Below are 23,019 nucleotides of genomic sequence, written 5' to 3'. Positions count from 1 at the left end.
GTTGTCAAGAAACCGGAAGGATCAGTCGTTGATACGACCGGCGAACGGAGAAGAGGGATCAGCCGACTGACGACGTGGCATACGCCCCGCCAGATACGCGTTACGCCCGGCTGTCACGGCCTGTTTCATGGCCTGCCCCATCAGTACGGGTTGTCGGGCATGGGCGATCGCCGAATTCACCAGCACGGCATCATAGCCCAGTTCCATTGCCATGGCGGCATCCGACGCCGTGCCGATGCCAGCGTCCACCAGCACAGGCACTTCAGCCTGTTCGGCGATCAAGCGCAAATTGTAAGGGTTCTGCAAGCCATGGCCGGAACCGATCAACGAGCCGAGCGGCATCACGGCGGCACAGCCACGTCGTTCCAGCTCCTTGGCAACAATGGGATCGTCACTGGTATAGACCATGACTTCGAACCCGTGGCTCAACAGCTCATCGGCGGCCTTCAGTGTTTCCACCACATTGGGATACAACGTCTCGGAATCACCGAGCACTTCGAGTTTGACCAGGTTATGACCGTCCAGCAGTTCACGTGCCAGATGACAGGTACGCACGGCATCCTTGGCGGTATAACAGCCGGCGGTATTGGGAAGCAGGGTGTAACGTTCGGGCGAAATGATATCGAGCAGACCGGGCCCATCGGCGCTCTGACCCAGAGTGGTGCGTCGTACGGCAAACGTCACGATTTCAGCCTCACTGGCTTCGATCGCGGCCGCAGTTTCATCGTAGTCACGATACTTACCGGTTCCTACCAGCAGGCGTGACTGGAAACTACGATTTCCGATCATCAAGGGGCGATCGACATCTTGAACGGACATGGTGGCTCCTTTGAACTGTCAACCGCCGCCAATGGCATGGACGATTTCCACACGGTCGCCGTCGGCCAGTGCCTTGGCACTGTGCTGGCTGCGCGGCACGATCTCTTCGTTGACCTCGACGGCAATACGTCGCCGGGTCAGATCCAACGACTCGACAAGATCACGAATCGTGGGATTGCCATCGAGCGAGGTTGTCTCACCATTGAGTTGAATCTGCATGGCAGCCTCCGGATAGATCCTCATCATGATCTGGCACCGACCATCATTTTAACGCCAAATGCGGGGGTCAGGCATCCTTTGCGGGCCAAACATCGTCATCGACCAGTTCGGGGCGCTTGAGCACAGACGGCTGGAATACCGGTTCGTAGACTCCCTTCCGACGTTGACGCTCATAATCCTTGAGTACGGTGATCGCGATCGGCGCCATGATCAGGATGGCGAACAGGTTGGTTGTTGCCATCAGCCCCATGGCCAGATCCGCAAAGTTCCAGACGAACTCGAGTTCCGCGACCGAACCGATCAACACCATCGCGAGGATGCTCACCTTCAGACCCGACACGGCTTGCCGTGCGTGACGACGAAACAAGTACTCGATGTTGACCGCCGAAAATGAAAAGTTGGCCAGAATCGACGTGAAGGCGAAGAACAGGATAGCCAAGGCGATGAATATTTCGCCGAATCCACCCAGGTGATCGACCATTGCATCCTGGGTGAGCTGAATCCCTTCGATGCTCTCTCCCTGCGCTGTCGACAGCAACCGTTCATAAACGCCTGACAGCAGAATCACGACTGCCGTGCAGCTACAGATGACCAAGGTGTCGACGAACACCCCGAACGACTGTACCAACCCCTGAGCCGCCGGGTGCTTGACGGTCGCCTGAGCCGCCGCATTGGGCGTGGAGCCCATGCCGGCCTCATTGGAGAACAATCCGCGCTTGATACCATTTTCCATCGCCGCCTTGATGGCATAGCCTGCCGCACCGCCCATCGCGGGCCCGAAACCGAAGGCGCTCATCACGATCAACGATAGCATCTCGGGGACGGCGGTAATATTGGTCACCAGGATCCACAGCGAGACCAGCAGATAGGCAATGGCCATGACCGGCACGATCTTTTCAGCCGTGCGCGCCACCGACTTGAGCCCCCCATAAATCACCAACCCTGCCAGGAAGGCGATCACCAAGCCGGTCGCCCACTTAGGGATATCGAATGCGCCATTCATGCCCTGAGCGATGGTATTGGATTGCGCAACATTGAACGCCAACCCGTACGCGATGATCAGGAAGACGGCAAACAGCGCACCGAGCCAACGCCAACCCAGGCAGCGTTCGATGTAGTAGGCCGGTCCGCCACGAAACACGCCATCCTCGTTGCGATGCTTATAGACCTGAGCCAGGGTCGATTCAATGAAGGCCGTGGCGAAGCCGACCAGGGCCGTGATCCACATCCAGAAAATGGCGCCAGGGCCTCCGATCCATAACGCCAACGCGACGCCTGCCAGATTGCCGGTACCCACACGCGCCGCCATGGACGTCGCAAAGGCCTGGAAACCACTGATACCTTCGCCGGCGCCTCGTGCCGTCACGGTCACGCGAGCCATGTGACCAAATAGCCGAAACTGCATGCCCCGGGTCATGATCGTGAACACCAGGCCCGCGCCAAGCAGCAGATAAACGAGGATATAGCTCCAGATGAAATCACTGACCGGGTTCATGACAGCGTACAAGCCGTCACGCAGTGGTTCGACGAACGAGACTAGTGGCTCCATGGCATTCTTCTCCCTGAATTGTTTTGATACGCCTACATGACAAGCTGGGGCGGCAGTGCCGAAAGCCGAGCATGGTAACGGCAATGTGGTGCGCATGCATCCTGTCGACCCAGCCTATCCCCACAGCATAGTCAGTCAGGAGTTCTCATTCATGTCGTATCGTGCTGCTTGGCTCGTTGTCGCCCTGAGCGGTTTTCTCACCGTCGTTGCCGGTGCTTTCGGCGCTCACGGACTCGAGCAGCGGTTGGCGCCCGAGATGCTCGACAGTTTCGAAACCGCCGTGCGCTACCAAGCCTGGCACACTCTGGCCGCCTTGGGCGTTCTGGCCTGGCGTCAGAGCATGCCACTCGGCGGACAGGGGCTCACACTTGGGTTATGGGCCGCAGGTACGGTGTGCTTTTCCGGCTCGATATATGGCCTGGTCCTGGCTCAGCTTTCCCTGCTGGGCCCCGTGACACCATTCGGAGGGGGATTACTGATGGCAGGTTGGTTGTCTCTGGGCTGGAGTGCCTGGCAGGCTCAGTCTCCATCAGGCAGGCTATAGGTCGCCGTCACCAGCGCAACCGGCGTGTCATCGCCGGCCGAGTACAGTTCCACTTCGCCCACTGCCAGCCGCTCGCCGAGCTTGACCAGATACGCATTGGCAATCAGGTCTCGATCGCCGCGGGCACGATGCAGGAAGTGACAATTGAGATCCGTGGTCACCGCCATGGGCTCGGGACCGATCTGTGCCAGAATCGCCACATAGAGGCAGACGTCCGCCAGTCCCACCAATGTCGGTCCGGAAACGCAGGCGCCGGGACGCAGATGCTCATCCTCGATTGCCAGGCTCATGGTTGCCCGCATGTCATCGACACCTTCGATGGTGCCTTGCCGATGGGGAAAGACCTCGTCGAGAAACTCCTCGATGGCGGCAGCGGTCATCACGGTCATGCATCACTCCTGGCAACGGGTCCGAACCTGCGGTATTGCGACTCAAGATAGACCATGCCGAACGCCACCGACAGTCGGCAAATCAACGAAATACGCCCCGACCCATTCCGGTCGAGGCGTATTGTCGTGCCTATCGCTCGAAACCGCGCTTACTTCGACTTGTGGACAGCGCGCCAGTGATGCAGCAGGGGTTCAGTATAACCGGCCGGTTGGACCCGTCCCTTGAAGATCAGGTCGCTGGCGGCCTTGAACGCCGTGGACGCTTCGAAGTCCTGGCTCATGGGGGTATAGTCGGGATCATGAGCATTTTGCCCATCAACCACCTTGGCCATACGTTCCAGCGTCTCGCGCACCCGTTCGGGCGTCACCACCCCATGATGCAGCCAATTGGCCAGTAACTGGCTGGCGATGCGTAACGTTGCCCGGTCTTCCATCAACGCCACATCATGAATGTCCGGGACCTTGGAGCAACCGATACCGTGCTCGACCCAGCGCACCACGTAGCCCAGAATTCCCTGGCAGTTGTTGTCGAGTTCCTGCTGGATCTCGTCGTCACTCCACTCAGGATTTTCCGCGACAGGTACTGTCAGTAACTCATCGAGCAGATCGGGTTTCCCCTGGCGCTCCAGTTCACGCTGTACGGCGTCCACATCGACCTGATGATAATGCAGGGCATGCAACGTCGCCGCCGTCGGCGAAGGAACCCAGGCGGTATTGGCACCGGCTTTGGGATGGCCGACTTTCTGCTCGATCATGCTGGCCATCAGATCCGGCATTGCCCACATGCCTTTGCCGATCTGGGCACGGCCTCTCAAGCCGCAGGCAAGACCGATCTGCACATTGTTGCGTTCGTAGGCGCCGATCCAGGTGGCGCTTTTCATGTCACCCTTGCGAATCATCGGTCCCGCTTCCATGGCGGTGTGCATCTCATCACCGGTACGGTCCAGGAAACCGGTATTGATGAAAACCACCCGGGAGGAGGCTTCGTTGATGCACGCCTTGAGATTGACCGTCGTGCGCCGTTCCTCATCCATGATCCCCATCTTGAGAGTATCGCGGGCCATGCCCAGGAGATCCTCGACCCGTGAGAACAGTTCGTTGGAAAAGGCGACCTCCCTGGGACCATGCATTTTCGGCTTGACGATATACATCGAGCCACTGCGAGAGTTGCATGCCTCGCCGTCTTTCTTGCCGAGATCGTGAAGTGCAATCAGCGAGGTGACGACCGCATCCAGGATACCCTCAGGCAGTTCATTGCCATCGGCATCAAGAACCGCCGGGGTGGTCATCAAATGGCCGACGTTGCGCACGAACATCAGCGAGCGGCCCGGCAAGGTCAACTGACCTCCATCAGGGCTGACGTACTGGCGATCGGGATGCAAGCGGCGTGTAACGGTCTTGCCACCTTTGTCGACCTGCTCTTCCAGATCCCCACGCATCAATCCCAGCCAATTACGATAGACACCCACCTTGTCTTCGGCATCCACCGCCGCGACCGAGTCTTCGCAATCCATGATGGTGGTAACGGCGGCTTCCATCACGACATCCTTGATACGTGCCGGATCCGTCTTGCCGATCGGATGGGTCTCATCGAACTGGATTTCCAGGTGCAATCCATGATTGACCAGCACGATCGAGGTCGGTCTATCAGTATCGCCCAGGTAGCCCACCAACTGGCCGGGGGACTTCAAGCCGGTTTCCTGGCCACTTTCCAATGTCACCACCAGACGCCCATCACGAAGCGAGTAACTGGCACTGTCGTGATGGGAGCCATCGGCCAGCGGCGCGGCCTGATCCAGAACCCCGCGAGCATAGGCAATGACCTTCTCTCCGCGCTTCGGATTGTAGCTGGCCCCCTTCTCGGCACCCGCCTCCTCACTGATGACATCGGTACCGTAGAGCGCATCATACAGGCTACCCCAGCGCGCGTTCGCGGCATTCAGGGCATAACGGGCATTACTGACCGGAACGACCAGTTGTGGGCCGGCCTGAACGGCGATTTCCTCGTCGACATGGGTCGTCGTGGCACGGACCTCGTCCGGCGCCTTGACCAGATAGCCGATACGCTCGAGGAAGGCGCGATAGGCTGCCATGTCCTTGACCGGACCGGGATGATCACGATGCCAAGCATCCAGTTCGTCCTGAAGACGCTCACGCTCAGCGAGCAGTTCACGGTTCTTTGGGGTCAAATCATGAAAAAGGGTATCCACCCCCGCCCAGAAAGCGTCGGCGTCAATACCGGTTTCCGGCAGGACTTTCTCGTTGAGAAAACGGTCCAGTTCTGAAGCCACCTGAAGGCGGTGGCGGGTGACACGATCGGTCATGGGAATCTCCTGATGCGCTGTCACCGGCCTATGAGAGGCCAGTCAATGAATCGTTATGGTGTTTCTATCGGTAACACTATTTGTGGAAAACGCTTCCATATGCTACCCAAAAATGTCACCAAGGTCTTCATGAGTCGACTAAAAGTTGAGTTCCAGCGCATAGAATCTGGTCTGACATGTCGCCGGAAGTTAGCATGGAAGCATAGGAGACAGGCATGACCGATTTCACGGAATTGACATCGCTGGGGGACATCACATCGGCGGGACTCGGACAAATGGCGCCGGGCCACGATACGCTAGTCAGGTCGCTCGATCGTTACCTCGTGCATTACCAGTTGGCCCCTCTTCTAGCAGAGGAGATCGGCCTCCATGTCGGCTTCGTCGACGCCGGGGAGTTTCGGCTCTGGACCCAGGTGTGGCAGCCACCCGCTCCCCGCGGTACGGCCTTCGTGGTGCACGGTTACTTCGATCATCTCGGCTTGTATCGCCATTTGCTGGAATTGCTGCTGTCGCGAGGGTGGCAGGTCGTTCTCTGGGACCTACCCGGCCATGGCCTGTCCAGCGGCCCACGTGCTTCGATCAAGGATTTCGCTGTCTACGGCGACTGCCTGGCGACGCTGCAGTCGCATCTCGAGCTACGTAATCTCGCGCCAACGCCCTGGGTCGGCATCGGCCAGAGTACTGGCGCCGCCATCTTGGCCACCGACACCTTGAGCCAAGGAGATGCGAGCCGCTGGTCCGGCTTGGCACTATTGGCTCCACTGGTGCGCCCCTGGGGATGGTCGCAATCGAGCTGGCTACACTGGTTGGCCAGCCCATTCATCAGAACGCTGCCCCGCAAGTTCCGCGCCAACTCGACCGACACCGATTTTGCCACATTCCTCCGCCAGGGCGACCCCTTGCAGCCCAGCCACCTGGATGTCACCTGGATCAGTGCCATGCGACGCTGGATGCCGCGCCTGCTGGCACTGTCACCCCATTCTTTACCCATACTGATTCTGCAGGGAGAGCAGGATGTTACTGTCGACTGGCAATGGAACCTCGAGGTTCTACAGCGCAAATTCCCCAATGCACGCCTCCACCGGCACCCGGAAGCGCGTCATCATCTGGTCAACGAAGCCGCTCCCATCCGGCGCGCGCTCTTCGATGAGCTCGAGACCTATCTCGGTGATATCGAAGCCACGCCCTCAACGCCACATCACACAATTCGGATCGTAACCTGATGTCTTGCCGATATCGTCCATGGGGTCTGGCCGGATTGCTGTCGATCTGGCTGTCGGCTTGCGCCACGAGTCCCGATCAGCCGACCGACCTGCGACAGGCGTTGCTCGGCTTGAGCGAACGCGCCTCCGAGGCGGTACTTGAAGACCCGGTCTGGTCGCGTCCTACCCAGGATATCGTACTGCTGCTCGCCGAGCCCGACATCGACAACACCCTGAGTCTGGATACGGAACGCTTCACCGAGACACTGACTCGCGCTCTGTTGGGTCGGTCGGAGGGCCCACAAGTACTCAACTGGCAGCCCCTCATGGCGGAGACAGAGCTGCCTGACAATCAATGGTTGCTGGCAAGCCGTCTCGAAGCTGATGGGCCGCCATTGAAACTGTCCGATCGTGAATTGCTGCCGTACCGTCTGACGGTCGAACTCAAACGCCCCGGTGAAAGCGACCCCCGATGGTCACGTGAATTCAGTGGCGCCTTCGATGCGACAGCACTGTAACCACTGGAGGCCAGCCGACTGTCATCCTGACTTGAGCAATCGATCCAGTTGCCGATAACCGACCGCTTCCATGAGATGCGATTTGGCGGGCCGCTCTTCACCCGCCAGATCCGCCAATGTCAGGGCAACGCGTAATACGCGATGATACGCTCTTGCCGAGAGATTGAGGCGCTCCAGCACATCGGCCAACCAGGTGCGCTCGGTGGCCCCCAACTGACAGGCGTCTTCCAGTTCCCGCCCGGGAAGATGCGCATTCAGCGTGCTGCGACGGGCCTGACGCCGGCGGGCATCGACGACACGTTGGCGTACGATCGCGGAGTTCTCCGCCGTGTGTGTCGATGTCAGTTGGTCAGGGGGAAGTGCCGGTACTTCCACCTGCAGATCGATACGGTCGAGTAACGGCCCCGATAATCGCGCCTGGTAGCGCTGGATCTGTGCCGCCGTACATTGACAGCGCTGACGCGGATCCCCCAGATGACCGCAAGGACAGGGATTCATTGCGGCCACCAGCTGGAAGCGTGCGGGATAGCGACGTTGATGACTGGCCCGGGAGATAGATATCGCCCCCGACTCCATCGGTTCGCGCATCACCTCGAGGACGCTGCGACTGAATTCCGGCAGCTCATCGAGAAACAATACCCCCTGATGGGCCAGCGAAATTTCGCCCGGTCGGGGTTTCGAGCCACCACCCACCAGAGCCACGGCACTCGCCGTGTGGTGTGGAGCGCGAAACGGCCGCTGGCCCCACTGCTCATCGATGGGCAGACCGCACACAGAACGGATCGCGGCCACCTCCAGCGCCTCGTCCTCGATCAGGGGTGGCAGAATGCTCGGCAACCGGCTGGCCAACATGGTCTTGCCGGTACCGGGCGGTCCGGCGAAAAGCAGGTTATGACCGCCAGCGGCTGCCACTTCCAATGCACGGCGTGCCTGATGCTGCCCCCGCACGTCCTGCAGATCGTTGTTACTATCCGGCAATACGATCAGATCATCGCGACGGTGGGCCGGAATACGCGTCTGTCCCAGCAGATGTGAAACGACATCCAGCAGATGATCGGCAGGCAATACCTCAAGATCACCTGCCAGCGCCGCTTCATCGGCATTGGCCCTGGGGACGATGAGACGGCGTCTTGCCTGCTTGGCAGCCAGGGCAACGGGCAACACACCGGGCACGGAGCGCAACTTGCCATCCAACGCCAGCTCGCCGATGCACTCCAATCGTTCAAGCGCCTCGGCAGGGACCTGTCCGGAAGCCACCAGAATGCCCAGGGCAATGGGCAGGTCGAAACGCCCGCCCTCCTTGGGCAGATCGGCAGGCGCCAGGTTCAAGGTGATGCGACGGGTATTGGGAAAATCGAACCCCGTATTGACCAGGGCGCTGCGGACCCGCTCCCGGCTTTCCTTGACGGCGGTTTCCGGCAGACCGACCAAGGTCAGACCGGGCAACCCATTGGCCAGGTGAACCTCGACCAGAACTTCGGGGGCGTCCAGGCCGAGGCTGGCCCGGGTATTGACAATCGCCAGCGTCATTGGCGTTCCCTCGCTTGACTTGGCTGGTTGGTTATCCAGGGTGAGCCATGACGATTCAATTCGTCGATGTCACCCCGAAGCTATCGATATGTTCAGGAAGTCGTGTCGTCACCGCCCGCCGAGACTTCACCGGCACCCGCGTCCTCTTCCGGGGCCTCTTCAAATGAGTCCCGTTCAGAACGAGCCCCATGATCGGGGAGCTCACCGCCATCCAGGCGCGCTTCCAGATCGGCAACCTGCTTTTCCAGGGTTTCGACACGTGAGCGTGTGCGTTGAAGTACATCCATCAGGATATCGAAATCCTCGCGCGATACCAGTTCCAATCGGTCGACGGCGCCACGCAGCATGCTCTGCACATTACGTTGTATCTCTTCCGGGGCATGGGAAGCCCCTTGCAGCCGCTCCCCGATCTGCTGAGCCAAGCGGCTGATGGGATCGCTATGAGTCATGATGGGCTCCCTCTCATTTACGCCATTATTCGCACAGAATACGCAATAACCCCGCGCCGCGCACACCTTTCCCCTTGCCCCAAAAGGGATCATTGCCGCGCACCGACCGCACTCTTGTAGTGCATACACAGCTCTCCCCTGCATCCCTTCTGGTGCAAAGCACTAAATATCATTACATAAGCAATTGAAAAATAAAAAAAGATTAGCTTCTGGCACGCTTTACGCAATCTGCTTCATAGGCGCAAGCCGTTAACGCACGCCACGAGTCATTCAATTGCGAAGAGGGTCCGGGATGAAACTCATCACCGCCATCATCAAACCGTTCAAGCTCGACGATGTCCGCGAAGCGCTCGCTGACAACGGCGTACAGGGGATCACCGTTACCGAAGTCAAGGGGTTCGGTCGACAGAAAGGGCATACCGAGCTCTATCGCGGCGCCGAGTATGTCGTCGACTTCCTGCCAAAGGTCAAGGTCGAGGTCGCCGTCGATGACGACCGCGTCGAAACCGTATTGGATGCCATCCGTACTGCCGCCAACAGTGGCAAGATCGGCGACGGCAAGCTATTCGTCACGCCTCTGGAAGATGTCATTCGCATTCGTACCGGCGAACGTGGCGCCGATGCCGTTTGAGCACGATGTCGCCATGCCCTAGTAACGCGGGAACTGTTTGCAACGGCTGATTGCAAACCTCAATGCCAAAGCGGATACCGAGAATAGACGCTGGCTCAGGAGAGATTTCAATGTCCGAACTGACAGAGCTGACATACGCGCTCGATACCTTTTATTTCTTGATTTGCGGTGTGCTGGTCATGTGGATGGCCGCCGGCTTCGCCATGCTCGAGGCAGGCCTGGTCCGATCCAAGAACACGGCAGAGATTCTGACCAAGAACATTGCCCTGTTCGCCATTGCCTGCACCATGTACCTGCTGCTCGGCTATTACCTGATGTATTCCAGCAGCGGTGGAGGCTTCCTGCCCAATCTGGGCTTCTTGATCGGTACCGAAAACTCCGTGGACGCCATCACCAGTGGTAATGATGATGCGCCCTACTATTCACTGCGTTCTGACTTCTTCTTCCAGGTCGTATTCGTCGCCACGGCAATGTCGATCGTTTCCGGGGCGGTGGCCGAACGGATGAAACTGTGGGCGTTCCTCGCCTTTGCCGTGATCATGACCGGAGTCATCTATCCGATCTCCGGCTACTGGACCTGGGGCGGCGGTTGGCTGGCTGCAGCCGGTTATTCCGACTATGCCGGCTCCGGTATCGTGCATATGGCAGGTGCCGCCGCGGCTCTCGCCGGTGTCCTGGTCCTGGGGCCGCGCAAGGGCAAGTACGGTAAAGATGGCAGCATCTACGCCATCCCTGGCGCCAACATGCCGCTGGCCACGCTGGGTACCTTCATCCTGTGGATGGGCTGGTTCGGCTTCAACGGCGGCTCGGAATTGAAGCTTTCTGACGGCGCCTCTGCCAACAACGTGGCCCAGGTCTTCGTCAACACCAATGCCGCGGCCGCCGGTGGCGTGATTGCCGCACTGATCCTGGCCAAGCTGTGGTTCCGCAAGGCGGACCTGACCATGGCACTCAACGGCGCCATCGCCGGCCTGGTAGCCATCACCGCCGAACCGCTGGCGCCCACCGCACTGGGTGCTGCCATCATCGGTGCCGTAGGTGGCCTGCTGGTCGTGGCCTCCATCGTCGTCCTGGACAAGCTCAAGATCGACGACCCGGTCGGTGCCATTTCTGCCCACGGCGTGGTAGGTATCTGGGGCGTTCTGGTCGTCCCCATGTCCAATGGTGATGCCTCGTTCGGTGCTCAGCTTCTCGGCATCATCGGCATCTTTGCCTGGGTATTCCTTGCCAGCCTGGTCGTCTGGTTGATCATCAAGGCCATCATGGGTATCCGGGTCAGCGAAGAGGAAGAATATGAAGGGGTCGACCTGGCCGAATGTGGCCTGGAGGCCTACCCCGAGTTCAACGTCGCCACCAAGAAATAACGGCGATATACCGAGTGAGCTGGCGTGCTCCCCTGGCCCCCGTTTGGGGGCCTTTTTTTCTTCCCTGCCACCACGGTGTATGCTGGTAAGTTACTGTCCCATCATGACGTGGGATATTCCATAATGTCGGGAGTGACACTAGACAGCATGCGGCGGCACCGCCTTCACCCTTCGAACGCAAGGAGACAACCATGAAATTGGTGACAGCCATCATCAAGCCATTCAAATTGGATGATGTCCGCGAATCACTTTCCGAAATCGGTGTACAAGGGATCACGGTCACGGAAGTCAAAGGTTTTGGACGTCAGAAAGGGCATACCGAGCTGTATCGTGGCGCCGAGTACGTGGTCGACTTCCTACCCAAGGTGAAACTCGAAGTCGCCGTGGATGACGACATGACCCATCAGGTCATAGATGCCATCACTCAGGTTGCCAATACCGGAAAGATTGGTGATGGCAAGATATTCATCTCCCCTCTTGAGCAGGTTATCCGGATTCGCACCGGCGAAACCGACAAGGATGCCGTCTAGATACGCGGCCGCCGGCGGTCATTTCCGGAGCGTAGCAGTATCTTGTCATCATGGAGAGGGACGTGCTCAGAGCGTCCCTCCGACTTCGATGCAATAAGCCAGATCGATCGTTGCCTCTTTCACTGGCTGCCCGCGAATCCGGGATAACAACTCTTCCGCCGCACGCGAACCGATCGCCTCCCGGGGCGTGACGACACTCGCCAGCCGCGGTGCCATCACCTGCCCGACATCGTGTCCGTGAAATCCAGCGATCGCCATGCGTTCCGGCACGAGCACATGGCGGCGCAAGCATTCGAAATACGCGCCGACAGCCACGTCATCGTTGGTACAAAAGATACCATCAGCCTGCGGGTATTCCGCCAGTATCTGCGCCATCAGCTCAGCACCGACACTGTATGAAGATCGTCGCGTACTTTGAAGCGTGATCGGGGTCAATCCCTGCGCCTCCATCGCGGCTCGATATCCCTCCTCACGCTGACGTGTACGTTCATCCAACCTGACTGCCAGATAGAGTATATGTCGCCGTCCCCGACGAATCATTTCCGCCACCATGTCGTGTGCAGCCTGGACATTGTCGAATCCGACAGCCTGGTACAATGGAGGCAGGCAGGTATCCATGATTTCGATCGCCGGTATCCCCGCCGTTTCGAGCATGCGTCGACTTCGCTGGGTATGCCGACGGTCAGACAGGATCACGCCATCGACATTATAGGAAAGCAGCGACGCCAGACTCCGCTCTTCCAACTGCTCGCTATAACCATAGTGAGACAACATGAGATGGTAACCGGCCGGCTCGGTCACGGTTTCGATGCCGACGATGACGTCGGCGAATACCTGATTGGTCAGTGAAGGGACCAACAGCCCTATCGATCGGCTGGTCGCCTTGGATAACAGATCAGGCGCCCGGTTGGGGATGTAACCGATCTGCTCCGCGACCGCAAATATCCGCTCACGTAAGCCTTCCGATACCGTGGAAGGGTCACGCAAACATCGGCTGACCGTCATTTTCGTCGCACCGACCCGGTCAGCGATATCCTGTAATGTCGGACGTTTCTTTTTCACGGTGACGGGTCCACGATTTCTGTCGCGTCTATAGGTAACGCCATCCGGCATACCGCATTATCGACTCGTTAGGGTCGCGGGGCAGCGATAAGCCATTGGAGAAAGTCAGATACGATCCGCTGTGGCGGTAGTGCGATATCCAGCCCATGCGCCTCGCTCTCGTCTGGCGGTTCCAGATCACCGAGCTGGCTATCGAGCATGCGGCTTCCCTTGAAGAAATGGGACGACCGTTGTCCCAGACGTTCCAACAATACGTCGCGACTTCCCCGCAAATACAGGATCGCCAGCGACGGATCCCCGGTTCTCAGGATATCTCGGTAGCGATGCTTCAAGGCCGAGCAACCGATCACGACCGAGACTCCGCGCTCACGGTAGGAGGCAAACAGGCCGGCCAGCGTCTCCAGCCACTCTTGTCGATCATCGTCGTTGAGTGGCTGACCACGGGACATCTTGGCGATACTGGATGATGAATGATAATCGTCGCCATCGATGAATTCCGCCTCCAGCCTGGACGCCAGCATTTTTCCGATATGCGTCTTGCCTGAACCGGAGACCCCCATGACCAGAATACGATGCGTGGTTGTATCCAAACTTCCTCCTTGATCAGCTACCCCTGACCTGAGCCAGGTTAGGCAACCACGTCACGATATCCGGGAAGGCGATGAGAATAACCAATACCACCAGCAAAGCGGCATAGTAGGGCAGCATTGCCCGTACCAGAGCTTCCATGGATACACGCCCCACACCACAACCGACGTACAGGCAGGTTCCGACCGGCGGCGTCAACAGACCCACCCCGAGAATGAACGCCATCAGCACGCCGAAATAGACCGGATCAACACCGACGGCTTCGACGATCGGTGTCAGCATCGGCGCCATGATCACCATGGCAGGTGTCAGGTCCATCACGAGCCCGACCACCAGCAACAACGCAGCAACGATCAGCAACAGGGTGAATGGATCCTGCGTCAATGCCTGCACCTGGGTCACCAGCGTCTGCGGCACCATGTTGATGGTCAGGAACCAGGCAATGACAGTGGCGAACGCCAGCAATAGCAGCACCATGCCCGTCAGGCGCGCCGTGCGAATACACATCCCCCACAATTCACGCGGATGAATCTCGCGGTAAATCACGACGGAAATGAACAGCGAATAGAGCAACGCCGCCACGGCCGCTTCCGTTGCCGTGAAGATGCCGGTAATGATGCCACCAATGACGATGATGGGCAGTACCAGAGCCAGCGCCGCCGACCGAAATGCCTGCCATAGAACGTCCCAACGAAAGCGCCGTGTCTGACCGCTATGCTCGATGCTGGACATGATGAAGGTCGTGATCATCAGCGCCACGCCGATCAACAAGCCAGGGACGATACCCGCGATGAAGAGTCGGCTGATCGAGGTTTCGGTGACGATACCGTAGAGAATCAAAGGAATCGACGGCGGTATGATGATGCCGATGACCGAAGAAACGGTATTGATCGCCGTCGCATGCGATGCCGAATAGCCCTGCTGCTTCATCGAGGGAATCATCATGGCACCCGTCGCTGCAGTATCGGCCACCGCCGAACCACTGATGCCACCGAAGAACATCGAGCCGGTTATGGCGACCTGGCCGAGTCCACCGCGAATAAAACCGACCAGAGCGCCGGCCAGATCCATCAGGCGGCGAGCAATCCCACCGGCACTCATGACTTCACCGACCAGGATGAAAAAGGGAATCGCCAACAAAGGGAAACTGTTGACACCGCGAATCGACTGTTCAACCAGAATCGATAACGTAATATCGGAAAGCACCGCCATGACCACAGCGGCCACACCCAACCCGAAGGCAATGGGCAGCCCCAGGACGATCGACGCAATGAGAATGCCAAGGAAAATCCACAACATGCTGTCAGGTCCTCCGACGGATCAGGCTCAGACTCTGCCAGGCACGCCATATGGCCAGTGCAGCGATGAACAGAGCACATACAAGCATCGAAACATTAATCAGATTCCACGGCACACCAAGAATAGCGGTAGTCCCGGTTGACCGGCTCAGGATCAATCCTCCGCCATAAAGAACGAATCCCATCAAGACCGTAATGATCACGTGTTGGGTGAAATACATGGTATACGCCACACGGCGGGATGCCTTCTGCACGATGAAATCGACGGCGACATGCTCATAGCGCGCGAAAGCCGCTGCCGCGCCGATAAAAATCAACCAGATGAAAAGCATTCGGGCCAGTTCATCAGCCCAGGGCAACGAGTTATTGAGTAACGATCTTGCAACGACATTACTGGAGACGGACACAATCAGCGCGACCAGAATGGCAGCGATCACATGCTCCATGATGATCGTCAGGTAGCGGAAAGGTGCCGGCCCACGCTTGCCTTCGATATCCAGTTCCAGAGGACCGCGCCTGGGATCTTCATGCGATGCCACTTCAGCGACCGCTTTATCGCTCGACTCCATAGAGGCTCCATTCAATCTCGGGCAAGAGGCTCGTCCCCCTTGCCCGAACAACGACATGATGTGAAGTGTGAAGAGAGTGGTCAGGTGTTATTCATCCTGAACGTCGGCAACGATGCTCTGCACCTCTTCTACGACATCTTCACCGATCTCCGGCGCCCACTCGTCATAGACTTCTTCCACGGCTTCCTGGAATTCAGCAACCTGTTCATCATTCAGGCGGGTGATTTCCATGCCGCGCTCTTCGAGCTGCTCGCGTGACCAGTCATCATACTCGGTAGCCAGCTGAATCTCATACTCCGCGGACTTGCGTGCCGCCTCCTGTACCAGTTCCTGGTACTGAGGATCGAGCTGGTCCCAAGTCTGCATGGACATCATCAGGATGAAGGGCGTATAGACGTGCCGAGTCTCGGAGCCATAGTCCTGAACTTCGTAGAAGTTGGACGTCAGGATGGTGCTCCATGGGTTTTCCTGACCATCGATAACTCCCTGCTCCATGGCCGAGAAGACCTCGCCGAACGCCATCGGTGTCGGGTTGGCGCCCAGGGCTTCCCAAATCGACAGCTGCACGTCGTTTTCCATGGTCCGGATCGTCAGACCACCAACATCGATACCCGCGACATCTTCAGGTGACTCGACTGGACGTACGCTATTGGTCAACTGACGATAACCGTTCTCGGAAAAAGCCAGCGCCTTGATGTCTGACTCCTCGAAGGAGTCCAGCATGTCCTGAGCAACATCGCTATTCATGACCTCAACGGCCGATTCGCGAGTCGGGAACAGGAACGGCAGATCGAAAACCGCCAGTTCAGGTACATAGGTGGTGGCCGGTGAAGTCGACGGATAGGTCATATCCAGCGACCCCGTCTGCAGCATTTCCATCATTTGCACGTCATCGCCCAACTGGCTGTTGGGGAAGATCTCGACGGAAATTCGACCTTCGGTACGTTCATCGAGAATATCGGCGAAGTACTGACTGGAGAGGTACTGCGGTGAACTTTCCGCCAGACCGATTCCCAGCCTCAATGTATGACTCCCCAGATCTTCAGTGATGACTTCACCGTCGATTTCAGGGGGCTCGGAAAGATCGGGCTCCTGGGCCTGGGCGACACCCATCGTGAGCGAAGCGGCACCAGCGAGTGTGAGCGAAGTACGCCAGATTGCAGACATGGCGGTTATCTCCCGTGGTCGTTGTTCATTGTCGATGGCAACTATTGGGGGTTGCTAATATATTGTTGATTAACTTGCGGATTGCTACCGATGTTACCGGTAACAGCCACAGGAAAGATTAGGCTCAGACGTTACCCGCGTCAATCAAAATCCCATTGACAAAATATATACGTTAGTATAAGAGACTTTCGTATCACTGCTGGCACTGCCCCCGAAATGGAACCGCCCTCGCCAACATGAATGGCGAGGGCGGCGTTCGGCAGATCTCCGGGAGTCGATATCAGGCATGACTATTTTTCGACGAAAGCGCGCTCGATCACATAATCACCGGGTTCCCCCATGCGTGGCGAAATGTTGAAGCCCAGATCATCAAGCAAGGCGCTGGACTCATCGAGCATGGCCGGACTACCGCAGATCATGGCACGGTCTTGCTTGGGGTCCATGACCGGGACGCCGGTATCCTCGAACAGTTTGCCGCTGCGAATATGGTCCGTCAGCCGGCCCTGGGTGTGAAATTCCTCACGGGTCACGGTGGGGTAATACACCAGCTTCTCGCGGATTTCGTCACCCAGATACTCGTGAGCCGGCAGGTCGTCCTGGATAAAATCGGCGTACGCCAGTTCACTTACCGTGCGAACCCCATGGATCAACACCACCTTTTCAAAACGCTCGTACACTTCCGGGTCCTGAATCAAGCTCAGGAAAGGCGCCAACCCAGTACCGGTGGACAGCATGAACAGGTTCCGCCCGGGCAACAAATCGTCTGTCACCAGGGTGCCGGTCGGCTTACGGCTCACCATGACCTGATCGCCCACCTTCAAATGCTGGAGCCGTGAGGTCAGTGGCCCATCAGGAACCTTGATGCTGAAAAACTCCAGATGATCCTCGTAATTGGGGCTTGCAACGGAGTAGGCTCGTACCAAAGGCTTGCCTTCTACCTCGAGACCGATCATCACGAACTGCCCATTCTTGAAACGCAGACTGCGCTCGCGCGTCGTGCGGAAGCTGAACAGCGTGTCATTCCAGTGATGGACACTCAGCACTTCTTCCAGGGCAAACTTACTCACAACCGACTCCTTATATTCCAGAACCGAATAAATACGGCAGCTTCAACTTTTTGACAATTCTAAGCCGTTAAGAAATATCTGTTAAATGGATTATATGGATAACACTTATCTATACTATAGATATACATTTTCTGAAGCCCGATACCATGCGCTATACCTTCCGACAATTAGAGGTTTTCGTGGCCGTTGCCCAATACGAGAGTGTCTCCCGTGCTGCTCGAGCGCTCGCCTTATCGCAGTCGGCTGCCAGCACGGCCCTGGCCGAACTGGAGCGTCAATTCGACTGCCAGCTTCTCGACCGCATCGGTAAACGTTTGAAACTCAACGCACTGGGCTTCCAGTTATTACCTAAGGCGGTCGCCCTACTGGACCGTGGTGAAGAGATCGAGGAACTGCTCCGCGGCCAACGCGGGATCGGTTCGCTGGACGTGGGGGCGACACTCACCATCGGCAACTACCTGGCCACGCTGTTGATCAGCGATTTTCTGCAACAGTATCCGGAAAGCCGCGTCCGTCTTCAGGTTCGTAATACTCAGTTGATCATCGAGGGCGTGGTTCAGCATGAACTGGATGTGGGGCTAATCGAGGGCAATTGCCAGGAAGAGAATGTCGTACTTCAACCTTGGGTTGAAGATGAATTGGTGGTTTTCTGCTCACCCGAGCATCCCATTGCCAATGCGGGTCCACTCGATATGGACCGCCTGTTACGGGAAGACTGGATCATGCGGGAGAAGGGGTCCGGTACCCGATTGACCCTGGAACATGCCATGCGCCATCGCCGCGGTCGTTTCAATATCCTGCTCGAATTGGAACATACGGAAGGCATCAAGCGAGCCGTCGAGTCCGGGATCGGTATCGGTTGCGTCTCGCGGCTGGCGGTACGTGATGCCTTTCGACGTGGCAGTTTGATGCCGCTGGAGACGCCGGAGCTCGATCTGCGGCGCCAGTTCAGCTTTATCTGGCATCGCCACAAGTATCTCACCACGGGCATGCGCGAGTTCCTGCGTCTATGCCGTCAAATGACCGAGGGAATCGAACGTAGCGACCAGATCGAGCTGCCCTACGTGCCATGATCCCCTCGGTCCGGCATCAGCCGCACTCACACGCGTTCAGGCAAGCGTGTGTCCGGAAGCGCTTCTTGTCGTGACGTATCCCTCGTATCACGCTCGGCAAGGGTGAAACCCGCTATGATCGTGGCAAGATGGTCGGACTGCGCCTTGAGTTGTTCGGCCGCCGTGGTCGATTCCTCGACCAGCGCCGCATTCTGCTGGGTCATCCGATCCAGCTCCGCCACCGCCACGTTGACCTGGCCGATACCGTCGCTCTGTTCACCCGCCGCCGAGGAAATCTCGCCCAGCACACCGGTCACCCGATTGATGCTCTCGACGATCTCCTTCATCGTCTCACCGGCCGAACGCACCAGCTTCGCCCCTTCTTCGGTACGTGATACCGAGGTGTCGATCAAGCCGCGAATCTCGCTGGCCGCCTCGGCACTGCGGTTGGCCAGCTGACGCACCTCACCGGCGACCACGGCGAAACCGCGCCCCTGCTCACCGGCACGCGCCGCCTCCACCGAGGCATTCAGTGCCAGCAGATTGGTCTGGAAGGCGATGTTGTCCATGGTCTGGATGATGTCGGCGATCTGCCGCGACGAGGCCGTAACCTCATCCATGGTCTCTACCGCTCGGTCGACCACTTCGCCACCACGCGCTGCGACATCCGAAGCCGACTGCGATAGGTCATTGGCTTCACGCGACGAGCTTGCGGTGTTCTCCACCGTGCTGGTGATCTCTTCCATGGACGCCGAGGTCTCCTGCAGGCTCGATGCCGCATCGTCGGTGCGCCGTGACAGATCCTGGCCGCCACTGGCAATCTCGGTCGCCGCCACACGGACCGATTCGCTGCTGTCACGGACATCCAGCAGCACGTCATTGATCTTGTCGGCGAAAGCATTGAACTGAGTCGCCAACTCGGCCGTTTCATCACGTCCTCTGACAGGCAGGCGCTGCGTCAAGTCGCCATCGCCACTGGCGATGTCCCTCATGCGACCCGCCAGTAGGCGCAAAGGCTTGGCGATACGCGAACCAACCCCCCAGATGGCGATCAACCCCACTATCGTCACCAGCAAGCCGACACCAATCATGCCGAGAATATCCGTGCGGCGCTGTTCATCGAGTCGTGTCTGCAACGTGGCCAGCTCCGCCAGTGCGGCCTGCTCCGGTAGCGTTACCATCAGCACCCAACGCTGCTGAGTATCGCCTATCGAGAAAGCGCGGTAACGTTCGAGCACACCCGCTTCGTTGATACTGACCGGCTCACCACTCTGTCGGGCCTCTTGGAGACGGCTCAACGACGATGCATCCAGCACCTCATCAGCAGACGCACCCAGAGCCTCGTCATTCCCTGTGTGCGCAACGAGGCCGCCCTCCGAGGCGACCAGGGCCATTTCGCCGGCACCGTCGTACAACTCCTGGTTCGCCGCCGCCAGCCGCTCCTGAATGAAGTCGAGTGACAGATCGACGCCAGCGACACCCTTGAACTCATCATTGACCATGACCGGGACATTGAAGGAAGTCACCAGCAACGTCTCACCGCCGTAGTCGTATGGAGCCGGGTCAATGACACAGGGAGCCTTGGTTTCCCGTGGGCAGAGATAGTATTCACCTTCTCGCATGCCCCCGGGTTGGACCTCTTCACTCTCCATGGTCTCGCCCAATGGCAGCACGTCGATATCGCCGTTCTCATCACGGTACCACCAGGGCATGAAGCGGCCAGAGTCATCATAGCCCTGCGCCTCTCTCCCTTCGAAGGCCTCATCGTCACCGAACGCGTTCGGTTCCCAACCAATGAAGGCATCCAGCAAAGAGGGGTTCTGTTCCACGGTGTTGCGCACCAAATAGGAGAGCTCGCCACGACTCAACGAGAACTGTGACTCGCCATCCCGATCCCCCATCAGGGCATTGGTATCGGCCAATTGTTCAGCCAGCAACAGCGCCTGTTCCAACTCACGCTGAATACGCCCGGCCTGATCCGAGACCAATGCTGTCAAACGCTCATCGATGACTCCTTCAAGGAGCTCCTCGGTGTGTGACGCTACCGTATGCTGGGTGCGATCGGTGACGAACACGGCATACACCACCAAGGTCGTTGCCACCAATAGCAGACAAGCACCCGCCATGACCACGACAAACCAGCGCAGGGACTTAAATTGCATGTTCACTCGACTCTTGATGGGTGGTTTGCTGGGTTGAAGGCAGCGTGTTGGTGCGACGGGGTGTTCCTGAAGATGACGCCGACAAGGTAAAGGCGCCCACTGCCTCAGCCAGACGATCCGATTGCGCCTTGAGTTGCTCGGCCGCCGTGGTCGATTCCTCGACCAGCGCCGCATTCTGCTGGGTCATCCGATCCAGCTCCGCCACCGCCACGTTGACCTGGCCGATACCGTCGCTCTGTTCACCCGCCGCCGAGGAAATCTCGCCCAGCACACCGGTCACCCGATTGATGCTCTCGACGATCTCCTTCATCGTCTCACCGGCCGAACGCACCAGCTTCGCCCCTTCTTCGGTACGTGATACCGAGGTGTCGATCAAGCCGCGAATCTCGCTGGCCGCCTCGGCACTGCGGTTGGCCAGCTGACGCACCTCACCGGCGACCACGGCGAAACCGCGCCCCTGCTCACCGGCACGCGCCGCCTCCACCGAGGCATTCAGTGCCAGCAGATTGGTCTGGAAGGCGATGTTGTCCATGGTCTGGATGATGTCGGCGATCTGCCGCGACGAGGCCGTAACCTCATCCATGGTCTCTACCGCTCGGTCGACCACTTCGCCACCACGCGCTGCGACATCCGAAGCCGACTGCGATAGGTCATTGGCTTCACGCGACGAGCTTGCGGTGTTCTCCACCGTGCTGGTGATCTCTTCCATGGACGCCGAGGTCTCCTGCAGGCTCGATGCCGCATCGTCGGTGCGCCGTGACAGATCCTGGCCGCCACTGGCAATCTCGGTCGCCGCCACACGGACCGATTCGCTGCTGTCACGGATACCAATCAACACCTCTTCCATCTTGGCGACGAAACGGTTGAAAGCGGCAGCGATCTGAGACACCTCGTCCTTGCCATCTTCAGGCAGACGCTGGGTGAGATCCCCGTCGCCACTGGAAATGTCGATCATGGCATTGCGTACGTTCTGCAGACGACGAAACGCCATCTTGAGCACGATGCCCAGTACCAGCGCCGCCCCTAAGGCCACCAGGACAAACGTGATGGTCGAGGTCCCCAGCATGGCTCGGAGTCCGGCCGTCGCCTCTTTTTCATCCAGCGCCACCACCAACTGCCAGTCGGTACCATGAACTGGCGCACTGCGTAGTAACTTGTCCGTACCTTGCAGAGACAGCGAGCGCGGAGACTCGGCCTGCCTCATGGCCGCCAGATACGGCGCGTCCAATGACTCGGACAGTTCCGTGGCGCTTTCCAGGTTCAGATCCGCATCGGGATGGGCGACCAGCGTACCGTCATCAGCAACGAGAAATGCAAAGCTCGAAGGCGTCGGTTCGATTTCGGCTATGTCAGCGACAATGTCATCGATGACGACATCCGCTCCCACCACGGCAGCCAATTCATCACCGTCATACACAGGGTGGGCGAACGACACCACGAGTTGTCCGGTATTCGCATCCGTGTAGGGTTTCGTGACGATCGCTTCTCCGGCATCGACAGCCTGCTGATACCAGGGGCGTTCGCGCGGATCATAATCCTCCGGCGGTTCCCACTCATCCGAAAACACGGTGCTACCGTCTTCCGGATAGCCGACATACGCCAACATGAAGTCGCCAGCCCGAGCTAGTTGCTTCAACGACGCCATGGGGTCGTCATCCTGCACAGCCTCTTCGACTGATGTCAGCATGGTGGTATTAGAGGTAAACCATTGATTGATCGCCTGAGCATTGCCTTGGGCGATGGCGTTCAGATTGCCCGCCACTTGCTCATCGTTATGCGATTTGACGGTGAGATAGCTGGCCAGACCGCTTATCGCCAATGCCAGCGCGATGATCACCACACAGGTAGTCAGGATTCGGTTCTTCAGAGAAGACAACATTGGGCCACACTCGTTGACAGGAAAGGGGGTTTTCCGCGTCGATACCACACGGATGTGCCCTTTCTATCGGCCGAGGCAGCCCAGGCTTGAGGGTCAAATGAAACGAG

Annotated in this window: 22 protein-coding genes; 7 read left to right on the top strand and 15 right to left on the bottom strand. The window is 58.4% G+C overall.

All coding sequences use genetic code 11. The features are described from left to right. Positions 1-21: 21 nt before the first annotated feature. The 3 genes from BLW01_RS07745 to BLW01_RS07735 form a co-directional block, all read right to left on the bottom strand. Positions 22-819 (bottom strand): thiazole synthase, encoded by a 798-nt coding sequence (locus tag BLW01_RS07745; RefSeq protein ID WP_092568920.1) that lies wholly within the window; start codon positions 817-819, stop codon positions 22-24. A gap of 18 nt (positions 820-837) precedes the next feature. Further along, on the bottom strand, positions 838-1,038 hold the full coding sequence (gene thiS, locus BLW01_RS07740; RefSeq protein WP_092568919.1) for a sulfur carrier protein ThiS: 201 nt from the start codon (positions 1,036-1,038) through the stop codon (positions 838-840). A 67-nt stretch (positions 1,039-1,105) separates the two neighbouring features. After that, the gene (locus BLW01_RS07735) at positions 1,106-2,587 is read right to left on the bottom strand and encodes an alanine/glycine:cation symporter family protein (RefSeq protein WP_092568918.1); all 1,482 of its coding nucleotides are present in this window, start codon (positions 2,585-2,587) and stop codon (positions 1,106-1,108) included. 151 nt (positions 2,588-2,738) lie between these two features. On the opposite strand from BLW01_RS07735, the gene BLW01_RS07730 reads away from it, so the two are divergent. Then, a complete protein-coding gene (locus BLW01_RS07730; protein ID WP_092568917.1) occupies positions 2,739-3,131 on the top strand; it encodes a DUF423 domain-containing protein in 393 nt (130 codons plus the stop codon). On the opposite strand, the gene BLW01_RS07725 is transcribed toward BLW01_RS07730, so the two are convergent. Continuing rightward, positions 3,107-3,520 (bottom strand): PaaI family thioesterase, encoded by a 414-nt coding sequence (locus BLW01_RS07725; RefSeq protein WP_092568916.1) that lies wholly within the window; start codon positions 3,518-3,520, stop codon positions 3,107-3,109. The genes BLW01_RS07730 and BLW01_RS07725 overlap by 25 nt on opposite strands. A gap of 149 nt (positions 3,521-3,669) precedes the next feature. After that, positions 3,670-5,844 carry a malate synthase G gene (locus BLW01_RS07720; protein ID WP_092568915.1) on the bottom strand — a complete coding sequence of 725 codons (2,175 nt, stop codon included), beginning with the start codon at positions 5,842-5,844 and terminating at the stop codon, positions 3,670-3,672. A 215-nt stretch (positions 5,845-6,059) separates the two neighbouring features. Here BLW01_RS07720 and BLW01_RS07715 point away from each other — a divergent pair, with 215 nt between their 5' ends. Both BLW01_RS07715 and BLW01_RS07710 read left to right on the top strand, forming a co-directional pair. Next, positions 6,060-7,067 carry an alpha/beta hydrolase gene (locus BLW01_RS07715; RefSeq protein WP_092568914.1) on the top strand — a complete coding sequence of 336 codons (1,008 nt, stop codon included), beginning with the start codon at positions 6,060-6,062 and terminating at the stop codon, positions 7,065-7,067. Next, complete coding sequence (locus BLW01_RS07710) at positions 7,067-7,564, top strand: hypothetical protein (protein WP_092568913.1); 498 nt, start codon at positions 7,067-7,069, stop codon at positions 7,562-7,564. Before BLW01_RS07715 ends, BLW01_RS07710 begins: the two co-directional genes overlap by 1 nt. Before the next feature lie 21 nt (positions 7,565-7,585). On the opposite strand, the gene BLW01_RS07705 is transcribed toward BLW01_RS07710, so the two are convergent. After that, complete coding sequence (locus BLW01_RS07705; RefSeq protein ID WP_092568912.1) at positions 7,586-9,094, bottom strand: YifB family Mg chelatase-like AAA ATPase; 1,509 nt, start codon at positions 9,092-9,094, stop codon at positions 7,586-7,588. Positions 9,095-9,186: 92 nt separating this feature from the next. Further along, on the bottom strand, positions 9,187-9,543 hold the full coding sequence (locus tag BLW01_RS07700) for an accessory factor UbiK family protein (protein ID WP_092568911.1): 357 nt from the start codon (positions 9,541-9,543) through the stop codon (positions 9,187-9,189). A gap of 292 nt (positions 9,544-9,835) precedes the next feature. Between BLW01_RS07700 and BLW01_RS07695 the strand changes: the two genes are divergently transcribed. From BLW01_RS07695 to glnK, 3 genes are all read left to right on the top strand, one after another. Beyond that, complete coding sequence (locus BLW01_RS07695; protein ID WP_092568910.1) at positions 9,836-10,174, top strand: P-II family nitrogen regulator; 339 nt, start codon at positions 9,836-9,838, stop codon at positions 10,172-10,174. Positions 10,175-10,284: 110 nt separating this feature from the next. Continuing rightward, positions 10,285-11,538, top strand: coding sequence for an ammonium transporter (locus BLW01_RS07690; RefSeq protein WP_092568909.1), 1,254 nt, complete (start codon positions 10,285-10,287; stop codon positions 11,536-11,538). A 191-nt stretch (positions 11,539-11,729) separates the two neighbouring features. Then, entirely contained in the window at positions 11,730-12,068 is a 339-nt protein-coding gene (gene glnK / locus BLW01_RS07685) for a P-II family nitrogen regulator (protein ID WP_092568908.1), read from the top strand. 66 nt (positions 12,069-12,134) lie between these two features. On the opposite strand, the gene gntR is transcribed toward glnK, so the two are convergent. From gntR to BLW01_RS07655, 6 genes are all read right to left on the bottom strand, one after another. Then, positions 12,135-13,130, bottom strand: a complete 996-nt coding sequence (gene gntR, locus BLW01_RS07680) for a gluconate operon transcriptional repressor GntR (RefSeq protein WP_092569032.1) — start codon at positions 13,128-13,130, stop codon at positions 12,135-12,137. Between the two features lie 68 nt (positions 13,131-13,198). Continuing rightward, a complete protein-coding gene (locus BLW01_RS07675) occupies positions 13,199-13,720 on the bottom strand; it encodes a gluconokinase (RefSeq protein WP_092568907.1) in 522 nt (173 codons plus the stop codon). 13 nt (positions 13,721-13,733) lie between these two features. Further along, on the bottom strand, positions 13,734-15,017 hold the full coding sequence (locus BLW01_RS07670) for a TRAP transporter large permease (RefSeq protein ID WP_092568906.1): 1,284 nt from the start codon (positions 15,015-15,017) through the stop codon (positions 13,734-13,736). Between the two features lie 4 nt (positions 15,018-15,021). Then, positions 15,022-15,585 carry a TRAP transporter small permease gene (locus BLW01_RS07665; protein WP_092568905.1) on the bottom strand — a complete coding sequence of 188 codons (564 nt, stop codon included), beginning with the start codon at positions 15,583-15,585 and terminating at the stop codon, positions 15,022-15,024. Between the two features lie 87 nt (positions 15,586-15,672). Next, a complete protein-coding gene (locus BLW01_RS07660; RefSeq protein WP_092568904.1) occupies positions 15,673-16,752 on the bottom strand; it encodes a TRAP transporter substrate-binding protein in 1,080 nt (359 codons plus the stop codon). A gap of 290 nt (positions 16,753-17,042) precedes the next feature. Then, positions 17,043-17,819, bottom strand: a complete 777-nt coding sequence (locus BLW01_RS07655; RefSeq protein ID WP_092568903.1) for a ferredoxin--NADP reductase — start codon at positions 17,817-17,819, stop codon at positions 17,043-17,045. Positions 17,820-17,965: 146 nt separating this feature from the next. Between BLW01_RS07655 and BLW01_RS07650 the strand changes: the two genes are divergently transcribed. After that, complete coding sequence (locus tag BLW01_RS07650) at positions 17,966-18,892, top strand: LysR family transcriptional regulator (protein ID WP_092568902.1); 927 nt, start codon at positions 17,966-17,968, stop codon at positions 18,890-18,892. A 26-nt stretch (positions 18,893-18,918) separates the two neighbouring features. On the opposite strand, the gene BLW01_RS07645 is transcribed toward BLW01_RS07650, so the two are convergent. Together BLW01_RS07645 and BLW01_RS07640 are read right to left on the bottom strand one after the other, a co-directional pair. Beyond that, entirely contained in the window at positions 18,919-21,033 is a 2,115-nt protein-coding gene (locus BLW01_RS07645; protein WP_092568901.1) for a methyl-accepting chemotaxis protein, read from the bottom strand. After that, the gene (locus BLW01_RS07640; RefSeq protein WP_092568900.1) at positions 21,023-22,912 is read right to left on the bottom strand and encodes a methyl-accepting chemotaxis protein; all 1,890 of its coding nucleotides are present in this window, start codon (positions 22,910-22,912) and stop codon (positions 21,023-21,025) included. The genes BLW01_RS07645 and BLW01_RS07640 overlap by 11 nt, the downstream gene beginning before the upstream one ends. Positions 22,913-23,019 lie beyond the last annotated feature (107 nt).

It is taken from the genome of Aidingimonas halophila (assembly GCF_900106955.1).
Taxonomy (GTDB): domain Bacteria; phylum Pseudomonadota; class Gammaproteobacteria; order Pseudomonadales; family Halomonadaceae; genus Aidingimonas; species Aidingimonas halophila.
This window is presented reverse-complemented; position numbering and strand designations above follow the sequence as displayed.

Coding starts and splice junctions, on each gene's coding strand:
- BLW01_RS07700 (WP_092568911.1), bottom strand. CDS start 9,543: ATGACTCATAGCGATCCCATCAGCCGCTTGGCTCAGCAGATCGGGGAG.
- BLW01_RS07650 (WP_092568902.1), top strand. CDS start 17,966: ATGCGCTATACCTTCCGACAATTAGAGGTTTTCGTGGCCGTTGCCCAA.
- BLW01_RS07640 (WP_092568900.1), bottom strand. CDS start 22,912: ATGTTGTCTTCTCTGAAGAACCGAATCCTGACTACCTGTGTGGTGATC.
- BLW01_RS07660 (WP_092568904.1), bottom strand. CDS start 16,752: ATGTCTGCAATCTGGCGTACTTCGCTCACACTCGCTGGTGCCGCTTCG.
- glnK (WP_092568908.1), top strand. CDS start 11,730: ATGAAATTGGTGACAGCCATCATCAAGCCATTCAAATTGGATGATGTC.
- BLW01_RS07730 (WP_092568917.1), top strand. CDS start 2,739: ATGTCGTATCGTGCTGCTTGGCTCGTTGTCGCCCTGAGCGGTTTTCTC.
- BLW01_RS07715 (WP_092568914.1), top strand. CDS start 6,060: ATGACCGATTTCACGGAATTGACATCGCTGGGGGACATCACATCGGCG.
- thiS (WP_092568919.1), bottom strand. CDS start 1,038: ATGCAGATTCAACTCAATGGTGAGACAACCTCGCTCGATGGCAATCCC.
- BLW01_RS07670 (WP_092568906.1), bottom strand. CDS start 15,017: ATGTTGTGGATTTTCCTTGGCATTCTCATTGCGTCGATCGTCCTGGGG.
- BLW01_RS07720 (WP_092568915.1), bottom strand. CDS start 5,844: ATGACCGATCGTGTCACCCGCCACCGCCTTCAGGTGGCTTCAGAACTG.
- BLW01_RS07665 (WP_092568905.1), bottom strand. CDS start 15,585: ATGGAGTCGAGCGATAAAGCGGTCGCTGAAGTGGCATCGCATGAAGAT.
- BLW01_RS07705 (WP_092568912.1), bottom strand. CDS start 9,094: ATGACGCTGGCGATTGTCAATACCCGGGCCAGCCTCGGCCTGGACGCC.
- BLW01_RS07690 (WP_092568909.1), top strand. CDS start 10,285: ATGTCCGAACTGACAGAGCTGACATACGCGCTCGATACCTTTTATTTC.
- BLW01_RS07745 (WP_092568920.1), bottom strand. CDS start 819: ATGTCCGTTCAAGATGTCGATCGCCCCTTGATGATCGGAAATCGTAGT.
- BLW01_RS07725 (WP_092568916.1), bottom strand. CDS start 3,520: ATGACCGTGATGACCGCTGCCGCCATCGAGGAGTTTCTCGACGAGGTC.
- BLW01_RS07695 (WP_092568910.1), top strand. CDS start 9,836: ATGAAACTCATCACCGCCATCATCAAACCGTTCAAGCTCGACGATGTC.
- BLW01_RS07735 (WP_092568918.1), bottom strand. CDS start 2,587: ATGGAGCCACTAGTCTCGTTCGTCGAACCACTGCGTGACGGCTTGTAC.
- BLW01_RS07645 (WP_092568901.1), bottom strand. CDS start 21,033: ATGCAATTTAAGTCCCTGCGCTGGTTTGTCGTGGTCATGGCGGGTGCT.
- BLW01_RS07710 (WP_092568913.1), top strand. CDS start 7,067: ATGTCTTGCCGATATCGTCCATGGGGTCTGGCCGGATTGCTGTCGATC.